The sequence below is a fragment of the Sphingobacterium sp. DR205 genome (genome assembly GCF_011064245.1).
GTDB lineage: Bacteria > Bacteroidota > Bacteroidia > Sphingobacteriales > Sphingobacteriaceae > Sphingobacterium > Sphingobacterium athyrii.
This window is the reverse complement of record NZ_CP049333.1, coordinates 3,432,228-3,452,772: the sequence shown is the minus strand read 5'-3', so window position 1 is coordinate 3,452,772 and position 20,545 is coordinate 3,432,228. Positions and strand designations below refer to the sequence as shown.

Genomic DNA, 20,545 nt, shown 5'->3' with positions numbered 1-20,545 from the left:
CTGAAATGCCATTAAACAGTACACCCGTGGTAAGTAACAGTTTGGTCGAAGCGGAAAAAGTAAATCCGTAAATCTTGCAAATCAAACAAGAAATTGCACAATAAAGCGGAGCGCCCTGTGCCTAAATTTGAAATATAGATCTGTATTACTCATGTCGCAATTGCGATCATGACCGTGCCGTGAATGCAAAACTTGAGCAAACCGTGAAAAATAACAAGTATGATCTATAACTAATCTTAAATGAAGTAAAATGTTTAAATCGTTTAAAGCACCAGTACTAATATGTTCACTCGTTGCAGGGATATTTTTTACAGCCTGCAACAATATAGAAAAAAAAACTTCAGCTATGAAAAATCATCAACACAGCAACAGTGACAGCGTTTACACCTGTTCTATGCATCCCGAAGTTAGAGGGAAGGAAGGCGACAAATGCCCTAAATGCGGAATGGATCTAGTACCTATTTCCGATGAAAATTCTGTAAAAATAGACGTTAAGCTCCTGACGGATCCACAAACGATTAAAGCAGGAACAGCAGCGAAGCTGATATTCGCTTTTCAGGAAAACAACAAAAACATACCATTGGATATTTCGCATGAAATGATGGTGCATCTAATGGTTGTGGATGAAAACCTTTCGTGGTTTCGTCACATCCATCCCAAAGAACAGGCAGATGGCTCATATAGCATCATGGAAACATTCCCTGAGAGCGGTAAATATCTTCTGTTTTCAGATTTTAAACCACATGGAGCAGCGCCGGTAGTGGACAAAAAGGAGATTATCGTAAGCGGGAGCGGGGGGAATGACAAGATGGATTTTTCAACTAAATTTGTTTCCCTGGTCGACGGCTATACCGTTACACTAGAAAATGGCGATGATTTAAAAACCAACAGGTCGCAGCCGCTGGAAATATCGATTGTAAAAGATGGTAAAAAATTAACGGAAAACGACATAGAACCTTACTTGGCTGCTACTGCCCATATTGCGATGATTAGCAAAGAGGAGAAGGAATTCCTCCATATTCATCCTGTATCAGACAAACGCTTCCCGATTTATGCTGAAACACATATTAAAAAAGCAGGTATTTATAGAATATGGGTTGAGTTCCAAACCAATGGAAGGATACATACTGCTGATTTTACGGTACATACAAAGGCGGGTGAAACAACTAAAAATGGTAATGGACACCATGATCATCATGCGCATTAAAATGGAACAGGATAAGTTAACAGCTATGGTTCACTCATTTATAATGCTGATTCGCTCATCGGTACAGTATATATTCTAAAAAAAAGAGTAGATTTAGTTGAGATTAATTTATTACGCCAATTATGATTCGAGCGATAATAATTGATGACGAAGTGAAGGGAAGTACTTTACTTCATCATAAACTAAAGGATTTTGCCGAAGACCTGATCGTTGAGCACATTTTCAATGATCCGTTAATTGCGTTGCGTGAGATTACGGCACTCCAGCCGGATGTGGTTTTTTTGGATGTGGAGATGCCGGTAATGAATGGCTTTCAATTATTGGAAAATATTGGACAGTTTGAGTTTGAAGTTATTTTTGTAACAGCCTATCAGGTATATACCCTGGAGGCTCTCCGGGCCAACGCATTGGATTTTTTGTTAAAGCCCGTTGATCCTGAAGAATTGAGCTGCGCCGTTCATAAACTTAAAATTAAGATACTTACTAAAAGAAAGCTCGCGGCCACAACAACCCGGTCCGGTACGAATCACATGAAAATTTCGCTGCCCACGATAGAAGGCATCTATTTTGTTAAAAAAAGTGATATCATCAAGGTCGAAGCCATGAGCAACTATTCTGTATTCTATCAGGTCAATGGAACCAAAATAATTGTTTCCAAAACCCTGAAAGAATACGAACCGCTATTGGAAATGGACAGCTTTATTCGGGTCAATCGGAGTGTTATTGTCAATCTGGATTATGTGTTGCGCTATAGAAAAGGAGACGGGGGAACTTTGGAACTCGAAGACGGCTCTGAAATCGAAGTCTCTTCTTCAAAAAGAAGCCTGGTCATCGAACGGCTTACCGGACATTAAACCTGATGGTATGAAATGGACATCTCTTATAGCTTGCTTGTCTATTGCCCTGATGGTGTTCTCAATTTCATATGCCCAACAGAGGACTTATAACCTATACAATTTTTCCTCGGGATCAGGCTTGCCGAGCAATGATATTCGGGGATTGGCCGTAGATGCACAAGGTATCGTCTGGATATCAACCAACAAGGGATTGGCATATTACGATGGTACGCAAATACAGCATATTCCATTCAATCAGGCGGCCTTGGGATTTACCAATGATCTCGGAAAGATCGCTGTAGATGCCATAGGACGGGTGTGGATGGCGACTGACAATCAGGGCTTATTGTGCTATGATAAACGCAGACCGCTGTCCAAGTCCATTACTTATTTCCCCGTCCGCCTGGACCGGTCGATACTTAAAAATGAACTGTATGAGGTCTTTGCAAGTAAATCGGGATTGATCTATTTCGGTGGACAGGAAACGGATCTGCAGGTGCTGGATCCAAATACGGGCGAAATAAACCAAATTAGATTTCCACTGAGCAAAAAAAATGAAGTCCTGAGTATTTATACGATTACCGAGGATAACCATGGTATATTGTGGATAGGAACACGCTATGAAGGCTTCTTTAGCTATGACCCGCGCACTAAAATCGCGAAAAATTTTAACTTGAAGCAAGCGGATGAAAATGCAGTATCCAGTTTTGTTTTTCGAAAAGGCGAAGTCTATTGCATGTATTATGACAATGATCTAGTCAAATATAATCCAGCAAAAAATGCATTGCAGACCAAACTGCTCGGCGAACAAAAAAGCAAAAAATTTTATGACAATACTTACCCGTGCATGATATTCGATCCGGTTAGGGATGAAATCATCGCTGGCCATGTGTCCAGGGGAATCACGGTATATCAACCTGCAACGGGACATCAGCAGCAAATAAAATGGAGTGAATTATGTCCTAAATGTGAACTTCCGATCAAAGTAAATGTGATGCTGAAAACAGCAAACGGGTATTGGCTGGGTACCTCAAACGGGCTTTTTTGGTATGAAGAATCGATGAATAAGGTTAACCGGCTGATTCCGGCCGATAGCGATCCCATTATCCATGTTTTTAAAGTGGGCGATGATCTCTGGTATAGGACCCAGAATAATTTTGGCCGATTGAGTGCCGATTTAAAGCGGAAAATATCCACTTTTTCTTTAAATGGTGTTAGTATGAGCCAAGTCAATGTGATTGATCAGGTCATTTATTTCTCCAGCTATTATAATGGATTATTTTATTTTGACACTACGCAAAAACAGGCTATCCGCTCCCTGGCAATTGCTGGCGATAAATATGGTTTTGACGTGGCCGACTGCAATACGGTATTGAAAGACTCAATCGATGGTAAGCCTTTTTTGTGGATTGGCACCTGGAACAATGGTTTATATCAGTATAATATATCCGGTAAAACCATTATCCGTTACGACAAAAGTAAGGGGCTGCCCAGTAACAAAATTATTAATCTTGGCAAAGATGGAAACCAGACCATCTGGATGGGATTAGATGGAAATGGCTTGTTGCAACTATTGGACAGGAAAAATTTTCGCTGGCGGCAGTTTACGCAACAAAAGGAGAATGGTGGCCTGCGGTCCAATAAGATTGTTGCTTTTTCGCAGCACAACACGGATACCCTCTGGTTCAGTACGGGCGGCAGTGGATTAAGTGCTATTACCCAAAATCACAGGAAAATATTTATTCAGTATTATCGGGACAACAATGATTTTCCGCATAATTCCATTAATGATATAAAAAGGGATCAGCAAGGGCGCCTGTGGCTACGCAGCAACGATGGATTTATGGTATTTGACCCCCGGACAAAGGCTTTTATCCAGTTGCATAGTGGAAGGGGGATAATCCCGCCATTGCCGACAAAGACCTATGACTTATCGCTGATCGACAACAATTTAATAATATGTACCTCGGTCGGTCTGCTGTGGACGGATGTAAGCGGGCTGGATTTTTCCGCCAAACTTTCAGAAAAACCAATATTTAGTAAATTTTACATCGCCAACAGGAACCGCAGTGACCTGTTATTTGGTCCTGCGACGATAAGGCTGCAACCCGAAGAAAATAATTTTGTCATTGATTTTTCGCATCCCGCCGCCGCCTTGCGGGACTATATCTTTGCCTATCGTATGAAAGGGGTAGATCCGGACTGGGTAGTGACGAAAGAAGATCCACAGGCCGTATACAACAATTTACCGGGCGGAGATTACGTATTCGAAGCTAGACTCGGTAATAAATATGGACAATGGTCTCCGCAGATTGCAACCTTAGGTATCCATCTCCAATCAAAATGGTTTCAAACCACTTGGTTTAAAGCCTTGGCCCTGTTAGTGGTCATCGGTACCGTGACCGGTCTATTTCTATATCGACTGCGCCAGCAGAAAAAAATCAACGCTCTCCAATTGGCCTATACGGATCGGTTACAGGATGAATTATCTGCGAATGAAAGGAAGATCAAAGAACAGACTAAGATTCTGGAAAGGGAAAAAGAGGAGAAACTGGAAGCTGATTTTAGAAAAAAGTTGATGGAAAGCGAGCTGAAGGCCATCCGTTCACAAATGAATCCTCATTTTATCTTTAATGTATTTAACTCCATCGAAGCCTATGTCATTGAAAATGATTCGAAAAGCGCCAGCAGCCTTATCCATAAATTTGCCACCCTGAGCCGCATCGTATTGGAGAATTCGCGTTACGCGCTTGTAGGAATTTCCTCCGAGCTTCATCTGATCAAATTGTACCTCGAATTGGAGCAGGACCGCTTTGCATACAGCTTTTCCTTTGAGATAGCTGTTGATCCACAGCTGGATATCCATAACATGAAGATACCCTCTATGCTGATACAGCCACTGGTGGAGAATGCTGTCCACCACGGTATCCGCCATCTCGTCGATCGCCCGGGTATGATCTGTATCAAACTGCGGCAGACTGTGGCATCTCTTGTGATTGACGTATTGGACAATGGTGTTGGTTTTGAACATAAAGAGACGTCAAGACTGCAAAACTTCAGAACTACTTCCTTTGGCCTAAAAGGGGTGCAGGACCGGCTCAATCTACTCAATGATAAATCGCCCTATCCCGTAGCTTCGTTGACCGTCCGTTCTTTGCCTGCTGCTGAGGAATTTAGTACAAAGATCAGCATTACTTTACCTATTATTGGCTTCGACCGGGATGATAGCGATCTACAAGATCGTGGACAGATCTGATTTTTAATGTGCAACCCGGCTGTCACTTACTCAAAAATGCCCTTGCTTCACTCATTTTAAACCCCTCCTCACTCATTCTCCAAAAATGGCGTGGATTAAATTATTCTATTTGTTTGGAAATACAATTGGCCGAGGCCACTGAGTTTATCACCAATTAGTAACTATAATTTAATCATATATGAAAACGTTATCAGGTAATCGATTTTTTCTATTCAATTTGATATTGGTCTTTTTGCTTTCCTGTACCAAAGAAGGAGATGTGGGACCACAAGGACTGGAAGGTCTCAGTGGGACCAAGATTTATACCGGCAATACAATTCCCGCAACAACGCTGGGCATCGCCGGGGATTTCTATTTTCAATTGACAAATAGTGATTTTTATGGCCCCAAGACCACAACAGGATGGGGTGATCCGGTCAATCTGCGCGGTGCCACAGGAGCTGTTGGCGCTACAGGTGCACCGGGGACTCCCGGAGTTCCTGGAATACCTGGTTCTAAAATACTGAACGGCACTACCGCACCCACCGCTAACTTGGGACAGATCGGTGATTACTATCTCAACCGGAGCAACACGGATCTCTATGGCCCCAAAACAGAATCAGGCTGGGGAATTGCACTCAATCTAAAGGGCGCCAATGGTACTAAAATCTACAATGGCACCGCCGTACCCGCTGCGGGTATGGGGATCAATGGTGACTATTATTTCCAGACCACGACGGGGCAGCTTTATGGCCCCAAGACGGATGCTGGCTGGGGTACTCCCATTAGTTTGATCGGTGCCAAAGGCGCAGATGGCACAGATGGTACCAATGGTACGAACGGGGCTACGATCCTCGCCGGTACAACGGTGCCAGTAGCTGCCATCGGCAAGTTGGGGGATTTTTACTTTCGGAGCAATACAGGTGATTTCTATGGACCTAAAACTGCAGCCGGCTGGGGAAATGCCACCAGCCTCAAGGGAACCAATGGACTGAATGGTGCTCCGGGATCGCAGATCTTGAGCGGCATCAACGTGCCTGATATAGCGCTGGGCCGAATCGGTGATTTTTATTTCCGTACCAATACCAGCGATTTTTACGGGCCAAAAACGGCCACAACCTGGGGTACACCCGTTAATTTAAAAGGTGCAACAGGCACCGCGGGAACCAATGGTACCAATGGTGCGGCAGGATCCAAAATCCATAATGGCTATGGTACTCCGCAGGATACACTCGGCAGGGTAGGCGACTACTACATCAGTATCGCTACCGGAAATTTGTATGGCCCCAAAACCACAACAGGATGGGGGGATCCCATTATGAACTTAAGAGGTCCTGCCGGACCACAAACGGATGTTATCTACAGTGAATGGCGGACGCTATACGGCAGTTACCAGTCGCCTAGCTCGGGAAATATATCCGGAGATTTTTTTGTACGCGAATTTTACGATAACCCCAAATTACTCGATGAAGCCGCGGTACTGGTTTACGTACGGGAGGATGTGGGGACGAAGGGCTCTTTTATCAGCCAGCTCAATTGCAAAGGACGCCTGTACGACTGGGTGGACTATAGCTTCCACCTAGATCAAACGAACGCACTGATCCGCATATTAATCTCAAATACGGGATTCGATATCGGGCGGAAAGAGGTGGAGGAAAATTTACTGTTCCGCTTTGTGATCATTCCCGGAAATAAGAATGCCCAGGGACTGGCCAAGGCATTGCCGAAAGATTACAATCAACTTAAAGTCATGTATAAGATCGCTGATTAGCATGAAAACCATCATCCATTTCGTAATCGTTGTCTGCTGCCTGGGGATGTTAAGACCTATACAGGGACAAGAGCTTAGTAATATTACCAAGCAAAAACCGTTTCGGTTTGACGGAAATCTGGAGCTCCGGGGCATGTTTTACCATGCCTCCGGAATAGCCGACCGCATGGAACCTGTTAATTATCTGATTAGCGGAAGTCCAACGATTTCATTGTATGGATGGAGTATTCCATTTAGCTTCACATTGAGCAAAAAGCAGAGTTCCTTCCAGCAACCTTTTAATCAATTTGGCCTCAGTCCGACCTATAAGTGGATCACCTTGCATGCCGGATATCGAAATATCACTTTTTCGCCCTATACACTGGCGGGGCATACCATCTTGGGGGGCGGGGTGGAGCTTAATCCCGGTAAATTACGCTTTGGGCTCATGTATGGACGTTTGAATAGGGCAACGGTCATTGATACGGCCTCGATGTCGCTGGTGCCTTACTCTTTTACCCGCAAGGGACTGGCGGTAAAACTGGGATACGGCACCAACGCCAATTTCTTTGACCTGAATCTGCTCCACGCCAAAGATGACAGTAGCTCAATCGCGGGGATTGTCAATAATACAAATCGAAAAGTAACTCCGGCGGCCAATTCTGTGCTCGGCTATGGTACCCGGTTTACGATTTTCAAACAGCTCTATATCGAAAGTGACGGGGCCGTAAGCTTGCTGACACGCGACATCAATTCAACCTTGTCGCTGGATTCCATAACGGACAAGACGCTCCGAAAGTTAGGTAAGATGTTGGATATTAATGGTACTTCCGAATGGTTTTTGGCTTTTAACGCCGGCATTGGCTATCAGGCCAAAAACTATGGCGTTAAGGTAAATTATCGTCGTGTGGAACCCGGATTTACCTCAATGGGCGCTTATTACTTTACCAATGATGTTGAAAATCTGACCATTATGCCCAACTACAGTCATCCTTCGGGCAGATTTCGTTTTAACGGAAGCCTAGGAATAGAACAGGACAATGTCCGGTTGCAGAAAGAAGCAACCTCCAAACGTGTCATCGGTACAGCAATGCTAACGGCCGAATTGACAAAACAGCTCGGAATTGATCTCAACTTCAGCAATTTTTCCAATAATCAGAAACCAAATACGCTGCGCTTTGCGGATTCCCTCAAAATAGTACAGACCACCAGAACATTCGGTATCATGCCGCGATTTACCCTATCTAGTCCGACAAGGGTACAAATGATCCTGCTTTCAGTCAATTTCAATAGCATGAATGACTATAACAGTTATTTTGATGCAAACAATGCTCCGAGCAGGGACATCAACTCCAGTCAATACCTGCTAAATTATACCTTGTCACTTCCACAGGAAAAACTCAGCTTTAACTCGAGCCTGAGCTATACCATGCTAAAATCCAGTGGCAATCGGAATAGCTATAAGGGGATTTCGGGCGGCGCTACCTATTTGATCGCCAACAATAAACTCAGTACGGGTACCAACCTGAGTTACATGCGGGGTAATAGCAATGGCAATAAAAGCGGCATCTTCAATGGCTCTCTAAACCTATCCTATACCATTAGCAAACTGCAAAGTATCCGGGCAATGGTCTACTTTACCAATAATAATCCGGGGTCTGTTGTGACGGGGGTAAATCCGTCATTTTCGGAAACCCGTGGAGAAATTGCTTACCAATTGAATTTTGGATTATGAAACCGATCGCATCTATCAGACGAAATGTATGTATCCTACTTGGGCTTTTGCTCCTATGCTTTGCTTCAAAGGCGCAGATACAGATCACATCGCACGTGTTGCCTCCTTATTTGAACCGCATAGCTGATTATTCTTCGCACCCCGAACTGATGGTCGTGACGGTGACCAATACTTCCACGGTCGAGTTGTCGATACAGCTTACGGCCAAGGTAACCGGGGATAACGGGATTTCGGCCTGGGTCAAACCCGGCTACCGTAGTCCACGCCCGATCATCATTGGGGCGGGTCAGACAGTCAATCTGAACGGCAATGACATTGCGGCTCTTTTTGACATCAATAAAATTGACTATACGGGCATCAGCCGGGCGGATATGAACCGTGGTGTTGGCCTCTTGGAGGGTAACTATATGTTATGTATCCGTGCTTTACAATACAATAGCCTGGAACCGATCAGTCCGGAACAACCGCTGGGCTGTACCAGTTTTCGGATCTCAGACCTGGAGCCCCCGCGCATTATCAGTCCTTTTAATGAACAGAAGGTGGACGTCCGAGGCGTACAGGCTTTGCCGATCACCTGGACGACACCGCCCGGATCTTCGCCCTTTACCCAGTACAAACTACGCATTGTCGAGCTGATCGTCCCACGTAATCCCAATGATGCTTTTTTGTCCAGCAGACCCCTATTTGAGGAGACACTGGGATCCAATATGCTATTATATGGACCCGCACATCCTGCCCTCATACCCGGCAGGCAATATGTCATGGGAGTACAGGCAACGGATCCAACAGGAAAATCTACTTTTCGGAATCGTGGCTGGTCAGAGGTGAGCTCCTTTATCTATGCCGGAAATATGATTGCGGCCCCATTGATCGTGAGCCCCGAAAATCAAAGTACATTTAAGGGCGTAGAACAATTTAAAGTGGTCTGGAACCCGATCTTGAACGCTGCTCCAACAACAGAGTATACAGTCAATTTTTATAAAATCAGCACAAGCAAGTCCAGCAAGAATTTAAGTAGCACATTACCGATGTATACGACCAAGATCATCGGAAAAAACGAGCTCCTATATGATTTTGTAAAGATGCCCGAACTTAAAAAAGGGGCGCGCTATCAGGTACAGGTGATTGCCAATGACCCCATGCAGCAGCAAATTTTCGAAAATCAGGGTAAGAGTATCCCGGTAGATTTTCTGTTTGATGCCAAAATACACCGCGATACCACCAAGATCAAAGGACGACTGGTTTACCAATTTAAGGATGATGCAAAAGGAAACGTATTTCCCATTGCCAATCAAAAAGTCTATCTCTCAAAAGTGTATGCCAAGGTGGCCCAAGATAGCAACGGCGTGGCACAAAAAACAGAATTGACAGGCAATATCGCCAGTTTTTTCAATAAAGAAGATGTTTTTGGGGGACAATATGTCACCACAGATAAGGATGGAAATTTTGAAATCACCTGTTTCTTTTCATCTCAGGACAGCAGCGGTATGATCCCCGACGACAAATGGGATAACAATATCGGCGGCCAGGGCGCTTCGGCGATGCCTGCCAGTCTGCGATATCATATCGAAAATATGAAAGGTAATGTTGGGCTTTACTATAAAATTGCTGTGCTCAATCCGCATTTCAAAGCAAGCAGCGAATTATTTTCCTTTAAATCGGGCACTGAGCAAAGCGTTAGCCAGATTACCTTGGATGCCAATGCTTATAGCCTGAAAATCAACGTTCGTGAGATCTTTAATAACCTTAAGGGGGATTATGTTGAAAATGCCAAGATCAAAATCTATAGGCAAAAGACGAACAAAGAAAATCCGCAATACGGAATCCCACGATACGAGGGTGATCTCCTTAGTGAGCGTTTGTATGAGCAAGCAATACAGGGCGATAAAATTTTAATCGCCGAGCGCACAACACCACAAATAAGGGATAAGAAAAACGGTAACGAAGCGTATGCAACGATCAATTCCTTATTTAAAAATCTGCCCTCGGACAGTTATAATTATAAGATCGTATTACTCAATGGCAGCACCGTATTGCGAGAAGTGTCGTATGGCACTATCGCTGCCGGGCTCACTGTCAACGGAAATAAAAACAGCAGCAACTTAAAGCTGAATGATCCAGAGCTGGTCAGCTACACGAATGGAAATGCGTTTGAGCATGCTTTAAAATCGCAGGAGGGATCTGCTAAGTTGAAAATGCTGACCGACAATGGTCTCAAAGTGTCCAACAAACAAGTCAATGTTATCCCAGCTAAAACCGGCAATACGAAAAAGGGCGAACAGCTCGCAGGTACAGATAAAAATGAACCAGGACTAAACCTGGGAAACAGTCTGGCCAAAGGGGGATCGCTCTATGGCAATGGTGTCACCAAAAATGTGCTCGGCAAGGACAAATGGACAGATTACCGGTACAACGACCAAACAGAAGAGGCTTTTCTGACCTTGGAAAAGGAATTGGCAGTGGCACCGCGTACCAAATTGACGGGAAACTTAAAGTATGCCTATAAAAATAAAGCGGGACTACCCAAACAGCCTTACGCAAATATGCCGCTAAAACTGGTGGTTACCTATGATTTTGTGGAATCGAAATCTACCGCCGGAACTATTCCTGATATGCAACACGGTGCCAGATTAGCTTCGCAAAACGGCGGTCCTCGGGCAGAAGCTGTTGACGTACCTCTTGGAACCGGAGCCATGTCGGCTATGCGCAATGCATCGGCAGTACCATTGCCGCCAGATCAAACGGCTAAGGCTGGCTACGTCGGAGCTATTTCCCCTATAGGAAACTACTACAACAGCATCAGCACGCAGCTGGCAAGCTTTGGATATACCAATTTTGCAAAAACAGAAGTTGTAGAACAAGGGATATCCATCAATAGTGACAATGGCAGTGTACAGGACAACTACAAAGTATTGCAAACTGTGATGACCGATCAGGATGGAAATTTTGAATTTGATTTTCCGAATGCGGACGCCGCCGGTCAATATGTTGATGGAAGCGTAACAAGGGGGGAAGGCGATCTGGCCGCTACCCGTGATGGAAAATTCAGGCGGGTCTTTCGTCTGGTACCCGATGTAGCTTTCTATTGTGCACCTGATGAGGCCATTGTGGTACAACCTTGGGAGAGTAAAGATATCGGTGCCTATACCTCTTTTGTAAAGACCCAAAACATTCGGGTACTGGTAGGGCGTGTGGACCGGGCAGAACAACCACAGACAGCAATTTCATTTGCCAATGTACCCGTGAACCTGTATTATGATCTGAGCAATAAGGACCACCGTTATATGCCCAGTATCCCGGGACTGGATAAAAATATAAAAAAGAATATCAATACCTCCACGCCCAATTCGGGATACAATAATTCCGCGACACCGATTGCCGCAGCTGGGTCAGGTATGTCCATCAAAGGAATTGCTGCCAGCAACTTAAGCTATACCGCCAATATAGGAGCCAACTATTCCGGTGTATCGCTCAGCAATGGAGCTGTGGTTCAGTCGAATAATCCGGCCTTGGATAATCAATATCAGAATATATTGATGCGGGAGGGAGATCTCAGCAACGACGGTGGTTATATTGAGTTTAAGGATGTGCTTCGCCCGACAACATTGAATATGGCCGGTACGCTGAACTACATTTTGGAAGCTGACGACCGGGGCCGGGAGAACGACGTGGCCTTCTATAAGGATTACTTACTGAGCAAAACCCATGTATGGACCAATCGCAGGGTAGCGGCAGATGGGCCACAGGGTATCGAAGGCTTTATTCCCGAATCGGATATCCTGTTTAACAAGGATCTGAATCCCGATAATGTGGTCGAATATAAATTTAGGGTCGTTCCCAGATCTACCTTGATCAGAGGCCGGGTCACTGATGATTTTACCACCCTGGGTATAAAAGGGGTACAAGTCAAAGCTAGCGTGATCTTAAACGGGAAATCATACAACAATCAACGTTATAATTTCCTTTTTGAAGAAGTTGCGACCACGGATGATAATGGTTATTATTCATTCCCCACAATAGAAAAACGGATCGAATCTTTTAACCCTGAGACGATTAATTCAGGAACGGTCTCTACACAGACCAGCAATGTGGTCAAAATACTCTATGCGCCCGGTTACGAGACGCAGGAGGTGGATATCGGGGCGCTCGAACCCGGCCTGTCCGGACGGCAGATCGTGCGCAACTTTGCCATTAAACCGCTTGGAAGAGGAGCTTATGGCTATGTGATGGATGCAGAGAACGATGCGCCGGTAACTGCGCGGGTCAAGCTGAAAATGAATGGAAGATGGGTGGATACCGAAGGTGCGCTAAGTAGGAAGGGGGGTACGGGAGCCTTGAATCATTCATTAAATCAATTTGCACTCAATAATTTTCAAACTTTGGTCGATCGGACAGTAAGTGATAAAAAGGAAATTTTGTTTGGCACCAGTGGCAGCAAGATACAATCCACCAAGAATGCCAAAGGCGAAATCAATACGACAGTTTTTATAGCAAGCAAAGCAGATCTGAATACGGGAATAGTGGCTGCTGCCACCCAATCCAAGACAAAATTTGGAAATAATGTCAATTTCGTTTACGCAGCAAATGCGAAAACAACAAACACAGCGCTCACTTCGGGCATCAGTAAAGAAATTCAGCCTATATGCCTAAAACTGCGGCCGTATTTGCTCAGGAACCCAATGCAGATCTTGGAGACTTCAAACTGACCCGCAGAAAACATCGGATCAATATTGTCGTCAAGACGAAAGACGGCTCGCGTGTGACCAATGCGAAGGTCTATATTGAAGGAGCCGGTGATGATTTCAAGCGGACAAACACGCAGGGTGAGGCACGGTTTGAATTTGTCAATAATTCGAAGACCAATTTCAATGTTTTTGTCACCAATGATATTGCAAAATATAGGGCTAAACCTAAGGAAAATTCAACAAGTCCGATCGTCGGTGCACAGGCTGGTATCGCCTTTATGCCCACTAGCCTCAACAATGTAAATAGCGAAGACGATCAGGTACTTCGCACGGTTGTGGTCGAAGTGGACCGTGCTAATCTCTTAGCTGGAAAGGTTACGCTAGCAGCAGACGGAACAGCCCTTCAGGGGGCACGCGTCTACCTGGAGCAGGGAGCCGGCGCAAATTCAGAAAGTGAAACGGAGACGGATGCCAATGGTGATTATTCCATTTTGGTTCCTCAACCAAGAGCGGCAAGTCCACTGTTACCTGGCAACGCACTGAAAATCAAAGTGACGGCCAGTTACCATGCACAAAACCGGACTTTTGTGGGCGAAAGCAAATCTATTGCCGTGCAAAGAGATGTCACGGAGCAGACCCTCGATTTCAAGATCAATGAGCTCAATGATATCGACCTCAGCCAGTTGTATGGTTTTAATGTTCGAATCAATAAACTGGAGCAACGACAAGAGGGGGAATATCTTGTTTCGGGCGATCTTGTCGATCTGCCGGAAAACTCTGATTTCAAAGACGATAAGTTTGGAGGGCAGGAGCTGCAGCTGAGGTTTAAAAATATTGTCATTAAGAAATCAGGTCTGGTCAATAACCGTCAGGTCGCTAAAGGGGTACCAGCAGATGAAAAGATTGACCTGTTGGAAAAGAATATCCGGATAGCCGCATTTAAGTCATATAAAGCACAATTGCTCGGAGCCGAACAATTTATCAGCATACGGCGTGGCGAAAACGATACGACAGGTTCGATCGAAGGGAAAGTTCGGATTGTCGACAACTCGTTCAACTTTCCAAGTAGTTATATGACGATCAGCAACCAGGATTTTTATTTGGGCAGATATGCCGACGGCAGTCCTGCAAAGATGAATATAGAAGTTTTCAGATCGAACGCAAGCACCAAAGGACGAAAGTATACGATCAGTAAAGATCAGGGCAAGGCGATACAGTTTAAATATTTGGGTTTTGATGGTGAAAGTGGCATTGACGGAGCTAGGGAGTCCTATATGAAAGATGATAGTATTCATCTCTTCCTTACCTTAAAAACCACGATACAGGGTAATATACCTCTGCGTATAATTGCAGGGAAAGCCATTATTACCAAAGATATGCTGTTGCCTGTCCGTAGCAATGAACCCTTGGAATTTCAACTGGAAAAATGGAAGGTGCAGAGCAGATCTTGGGTCTTGGCGCCCAACTCGGGCGGCATCGTGCTGAATGAAGGTAAAATATTTACCAATAAAGCAGACCTGAATATGCGGAAGATGTCGATAATACCGGGGGAACTTATTTTTGACAAGACCGACAATGTATCACAGCAGCTGACTGTAGGTGGCAAAGCCAATATACCACTTCACCTCAATCAAGGTACAGAGTTGGTATTTTCCTACGATGCCGATGTGGGCAATATCCCGGGGAAAGGTCATTTTAAATTTACCTTAAGAAATGACAACGGTGAAGCTGCTTTTCTGGAGAAACTTCCGGGAATGACACATCAGGGTGACCGCATTCAAATCGGGTACATATCCGTTTTGAGTAATGATGAGGAAGTCTTTGGTTTTAGTCAATCTGCAAAGCCCATTACATTGCAAAGTCAATTGTCTTTTACTCCGGGATCTTTCTTTAGCAAACCTGATGGCTTAACAATGAACGGAACTGTTAACCTTCATTTACCCAAGCTGTTGGATAATATCAATGGAAGCATCAGTTATACCGCAAGTGAATCCGGTGTACCTAAATTATCTATTGCTCCTTTGAGTTTCTCCTTTACAGGAGACGGAGGGACGCGTTTCAAAACCATCGCGGCAGCGGGAGGGCAGCTTTATGGCGGCCGTGGACTGGGGATTGCGGGAATGATACAGATGCCGGGTACGGATATTGGTATCAAGGCGAATCTGGTTAGCATGGTTACATCTTCGGTACAAGGGGAAGGAGCACCAGCGGGAGTGGCAGGTGAGGCTAAAGCCTTTGCAGAAGCAGTTGTCTCACAAGCCGCAGACGAGGCCAAGAAGCAGGCGGAAATTGTTATTGGCGAATACCGCAAACAAGGAGAGGAGTATGCTGCCCAGCTATTGGACGAAGTGATGAAGGATGAAAATGTGCGGCAAACCCGGGAATTTATTGAAAATAATCTTAAAACTGCCAATGACACCTATAATGAGGTGATGAAATTGGGTCAAGATGGAAAACAGTATTACGATCAGATCGCTGCTAAGATGCGGTTGGCGGGTACCGGAATGAATGCCATCAACTCCATGATCGATGGCAATCCAATCGGTGGATTTTTGCAGCTCAACGGTGTTCTGCGCGGAGCGCTCGGTATTGATATTGTCGATGTTGCCAAGCAAAAAACCAAACAGGTCGCCATGCAAGCGGTAAAAGCCATACAAGAGGAATTGCCGGTCGATAACCTGGCCGATGGAATGGCAAAGAATGGCGGTGGTTTCTCGGGAGCAAAATTTGACTATGATTTCAAGACCGGACGTATGTTTGGTGCACTGAGCATGCCAAGGTTGGTGGCCGGAGCCGTGATCCTAAGTAAGGTGGAGCTTGAAATGCTTTTTGAAAAAGAAGGCTGGTACTTTTTCGCAGGAGCGGATGTCCTGGCACCGGTACCATTGATTTTCCCATTGGCTGTCGGTATCGGCATCGGCGATCATAATACGGTCACTCCACAGATGGAAGCGAAGTTTACAAGTCAGTCTTATGTGAAGAAACTACCGAAAATATTTAAGGAGAATGGCTTTCACGGATTCTTGTTTACGGGAAGAAAGGACATTATCCCCGAAACGCATTTTGCGGTCAATTTTGTTGTAGCAGATTTTGAAGTGGGATTCGGCGCTGGTTTTGATGCCCGTATCTATGGCAGTTTTAACAAGGCAAGTCAGGAGATCGGTGTCGGTGCGATGTTATTTGCCCATGCTTATGCACGAATGGCTGTCCTGGGCGGTGTCTGTGGCGTGAGCGGTTCGGTAGATGCTGAGGTAGGCGTGAAGGCCAAGTTTGCCAATACCGGTGGCGACCCAAGTTTTCAGGTGATGGGCTGCTTTTCGGCCAATATCGGGGCAAGGGTATGGTGTGCCTTCGTGGATGAAAGCATTGACATTGGCGTGATGGGCAAACTGACCCTATGTGCGGGATCGAGCTGCAATAAAGGTGTTGAATTTGAATTTACAAGAAATAGTGGATCTTGTAGCAAAGATCCTGACTTTGATTATTAATAAACGGATTATGAAACATACCGCATGGATTCTTTGGTTATTGCTTGTATGCAGCTCGTCGTATGCACAGCAGGCAAAAGTGGCTATGACAGGCACACCAAAGGGGATTTATATTGATGTCAATGATTTGGAAATGGCAAAGCAGGGCTATCTCGTCCTGCGAAAAGGAGCCGGGGACAAGGAATTTTTGCCCATCCAACACATTAGTGCCCTGCAATCGCTGGAAACTGTTCGGCAGCGGATAAAAGATCTCCTGTTTATTTTTCCGGAATCGGGTAACCTTTCGGATAGTTTATCACAGGGCCTGTGGCAGGCTTGGGAAGATCCCCTGAAACAGCAACAGTACCTGACCTTACAGATTCCGCAGATCCGGATAGGATTTGGATTGGGACTTATGGATACCACAGCCGTACTGGGCCAAAATTATAGTTACAAAATAATCGCTACGGATGGGAGTGAATACAATGCAACGATGACCTATAGTTTACCTAAAGTCGACTTTGCAGCAATCAAAAGCATTGAGGTAGACCCCGGCGAGGCCTATCCGATACTCCGCTTTCAGTCGGCAATCACGCAGGCTGCCCCTCTGTTTGAAATTTATAGACGGGTGCGTGGCTCGGGCTCAGATTTCAGGCCCGTATACAGTACACGGGGGTTGAGTGGGAATAGCCAGAATGATTCGGTCATTTACTACCTTCAGGATACCACAGCATTGCAATCTGTCCGTTATGAATACTATCTTATTGGAAAGGATCTTTTTGGCAATCAGGGCACGAGTTCGGACACCGTTACGCTTCAAGTTGGTGGCTTTCGAAATATCAACCGTGGATTTAATGTCCGCACAGCAGCAATAGATGGCGGCATAAAGATCTATTGGGAACCATTGGAGCAACGATATGCCTTACAAAATATCTTGTTGTATCGCAGCGATAATTACGATACAAATTATCGGTTATTAGCTACCGTTCCTGTAACTGATACCCTCTATGTCGACCAGTCCGTTCGTGCCGGGAAGAATTATTATTATCAGTTGCTGATGCAAGGGGAGTCTGCCATCTCCTTTCCCACGGCACGGGTTTCGGGGATCGCGACAGGAATTGTCAATATCCTGCCGCCAACACAGGTACATGCGTATATGAAGGGTAATTTGCCGACCCTGGAATGGCAACATGTTGATAGCCTCAATGTGGCGGGATTCTATATCTACCGAAGCTTTGATGCAAATGGAGAACTGCGTCAAGTAAGCAATTTTATCCCTTATCAAACGAAAGAACAGTTCTATCACTATCAAGACAGCTCGGCAACCATCGGCGATGTCATCAGCTACTATGCCATCGCTGCGGTATCACATACCCAGTCATTGAGTCCATTATCTGAGGTCGTTAAACTATCTATTCCCAAGGGACAGCAGGTGGAGATCGCCTCCCCCAAGCAATTGCGCTATCTTTGGATGGACAAAGAAAAGGTGTCTATTACCTGGTATGATATGGACAAAATCGTGAATGGGGTCAATTATTATAACGTGTATAGAAAATCAAAAGACGAACCTGCATTTCCGACAAGTGTATTTGCCAAGGTAGAAACCAATGAATTTGTGGACACATTGCGTCGGGCAGGTGTCTATGACTATGCCGTACAAGTGGTCATCGATTCGACCAAGACCAGTGCCTTGAGTAGCCCTATTCAGGTAGAAAGAATACTCGAAAAGCCTTTAGCGCCCCTGAAAGTTCGGCTATACGCTGTTGATGATACCAGGTTGCTCATTCAATGGGATCATAGTGCGACAGCAATGAAAGCTTATAATATCTACCGAAGTTCAGGTAAAGCTGATCCACAATTATTAAAAACGATCTTGGGCGATCAATTTGAATATGTGGATACAGAGCTAATAAAAGGAAATAGTTATTACTACTTTGTCACTTCAATAGATACGAACAGTACAGAAAGCGATCGAAGTCAAGAGGTGTTCTATAGCGAATAGCCAATGGCGGATCAACGCTCGGGAGTGAAAGTAAAAGGTACTTGACGTTGATTTTCTTCGTTCTACACCTTTAAACAAAAAACTCCGCTACCGAAAGATTTTATTTTATCATTCGGTAGCGGAGATCTGTCAGAGTCCGGAGGCATAGGCCGTACCAGAATTTATTTACGATTGTTTAGCGGTTCTGATATAACCAACGACTATTAAAATGGCTACGATACATAAGAGTCCGGCTGAGAAAAATGCTGTTTGAAAGCCTGCATTTAATGCGTCGGCATCGGAGATAGCAGCCATTTTCAAGGTATTGGTTTTCGCCGTGGAAACAGCAACGATAATGGCCAACCCCAAAGCCGATCCAACCTGATAACTTGTATTTACCAGCCCTGAGGCTAGTCCTGTCTCATCCGGCCCGGCACCTGAGATGGAGGCTATCGTCCCGGGGATATAGGCCAGGGACATCCCCAAAGCCGCCAATAGAGAAGCCGGCAGTACATCTCGAAGGAAAGAACCATCTGTCGGAATCGTGCTAAATAGAAATAGTGATCCCGCAAGGATAACCAGTCCCGCTATAATATTGGTTTTGAATCCGAACCTAGTGACCAGTTTTCCAGTAAAACCTACCATCAGGATCATAATGGCTATGGTCATCGGCAACAGGGCGAGACCGCTGTGGAAGGCTGAATAATGCAGGATCTGCTGTAAGTAAAGGTTAAGGAAAAACCATAAAGGTATCCATGCCGCAGCCAATAGCGACATCATCAGGTTACCCGCGGAGAGATTAGGGACCTTAAAAATAGCCATGGGTACAAGTGGATCCCTTTTCTTCTTCTGCAGCATAATGAACACCATAAATAATAGGATCGATATGCCCAGCAGGCTTATTGTCTGTAAGGAATCCCATCCGGCATGCTCCGCAGATACAATGGTGTACACCATCAGCACAAGTGCGGTGGTGGCCAGCAATGCGCCGGCAAGGTCGATCCTTCCTTTTTTCGTATCGCCCTTGAACAACAATCGCTTGCTGAACAGCAGGACAATAAGTCCAGCAGGAATGTTAATCAGAAATATCCAATGCCAGGAAAGCCATTCGGTAATCACACCGCCCAGAAAAACTCCGGCCGACCCACCGGCTGCTGCTGCCGCGCCCCAAAAGCCGAAAGCGCGATTGATCTCTTTTGGGTCGGTAAATTTGGACATGACGAGGGTCAGGGCGGCAGGCGCAATCAGGGCCGAACCCAGTCCCTGTAGCCCACGGCCAATATTTAGCGCCAGTTCAGACCAGGCGATACCGGCCAAGAATGATGCCGCAGTGAGAATACCAAATCCCCACATAAAGATCATACGCGCCCCAAAGAGGTCAGACATACGCCCTCCGAGCAGCAGGAAGCCGCCAAATAGGATAACATAAGCGTTGAAGATCCATTGCAGGCCAGATTGTGAATAGCCTAGATCGGCCTGAATTGCCGGCAGGGCAACTCCGATAATGGAGGTGTCCATAATGACGATAAACTGTGCGGTACAGAGTAGGAAAAGTGCCGCCCAGCGTTTTGGATAGGGCACTGTCTTACCCTTCGGTTCTATTGATTTCGTATTCATTTTGTACGTCTTCTTTTAATGATCTGTGTAAA

General features: G+C 45.3%; 9 protein-coding genes. 8 read left to right on the top strand and 1 reads right to left on the bottom strand.

Features of this window, described 5'->3' with window-relative positions; all coding sequences use genetic code 11:
• Nucleotides 1–346 precede the first annotated feature (346 nt).
• The 8 genes from G6053_RS14715 to G6053_RS14680 all read left to right on the top strand — a co-directional run bounded on the left by G6053_RS14715 (nt 347) and on the right by G6053_RS14680 (nt 18,917).
• A complete protein-coding gene (locus G6053_RS14715; protein WP_206531950.1) occupies nt 347–1,207 on the top strand; it encodes a heavy metal-binding domain-containing protein in 861 nt (286 codons plus the stop codon).
• A 122-nt stretch (nt 1,208–1,329) separates the two neighbouring features.
• Nucleotides 1,330–2,061, top strand: coding sequence for a LytTR family DNA-binding domain-containing protein (locus tag G6053_RS14710; protein ID WP_165306918.1), 732 nt, complete (start codon nt 1,330–1,332; stop codon nt 2,059–2,061).
• A gap of 10 nt (nt 2,062–2,071) precedes the next feature.
• Nucleotides 2,072–5,299 (top strand): sensor histidine kinase, encoded by a 3,228-nt coding sequence (locus tag G6053_RS14705; RefSeq protein WP_165306917.1) that lies wholly within the window; start codon nt 2,072–2,074, stop codon nt 5,297–5,299.
• A 178-nt stretch (nt 5,300–5,477) separates the two neighbouring features.
• Nucleotides 5,478–7,049, top strand: a complete 1,572-nt coding sequence (locus G6053_RS14700) for a hypothetical protein (protein WP_165306916.1) — start codon at nt 5,478–5,480, stop codon at nt 7,047–7,049.
• Nucleotide 7,050: 1 nt separating this feature from the next.
• On the top strand, nt 7,051–8,763 hold the full coding sequence (locus G6053_RS14695) for a hypothetical protein (protein WP_165306915.1): 1,713 nt from the start codon (nt 7,051–7,053) through the stop codon (nt 8,761–8,763).
• Nucleotides 8,760–13,469: a hypothetical protein gene (locus G6053_RS14690; RefSeq protein WP_165306914.1), complete on the top strand. Its 4,710-nt coding sequence runs from the start codon at nt 8,760–8,762 to the stop codon at nt 13,467–13,469. The genes G6053_RS14695 and G6053_RS14690 overlap by 4 nt, the downstream gene beginning before the upstream one ends.
• Nucleotides 13,406–16,936: a carboxypeptidase-like regulatory domain-containing protein gene (locus G6053_RS14685; RefSeq protein ID WP_165306913.1), complete on the top strand. Its 3,531-nt coding sequence runs from the start codon at nt 13,406–13,408 to the stop codon at nt 16,934–16,936. Before G6053_RS14690 ends, G6053_RS14685 begins: the two co-directional genes overlap by 64 nt.
• Before the next feature lie 10 nt (nt 16,937–16,946).
• Nucleotides 16,947–18,917: a hypothetical protein gene (locus tag G6053_RS14680; protein WP_165306912.1), complete on the top strand. Its 1,971-nt coding sequence runs from the start codon at nt 16,947–16,949 to the stop codon at nt 18,915–18,917.
• Nucleotides 18,918–19,082: 165 nt separating this feature from the next.
• On the opposite strand, the gene G6053_RS14675 is transcribed toward G6053_RS14680, so the two are convergent.
• The gene (locus tag G6053_RS14675; RefSeq protein WP_165306911.1) at nt 19,083–20,513 is read right to left on the bottom strand and encodes an MFS transporter; all 1,431 of its coding nucleotides are present in this window, start codon (nt 20,511–20,513) and stop codon (nt 19,083–19,085) included.
• Nucleotides 20,514–20,545 lie beyond the last annotated feature (32 nt).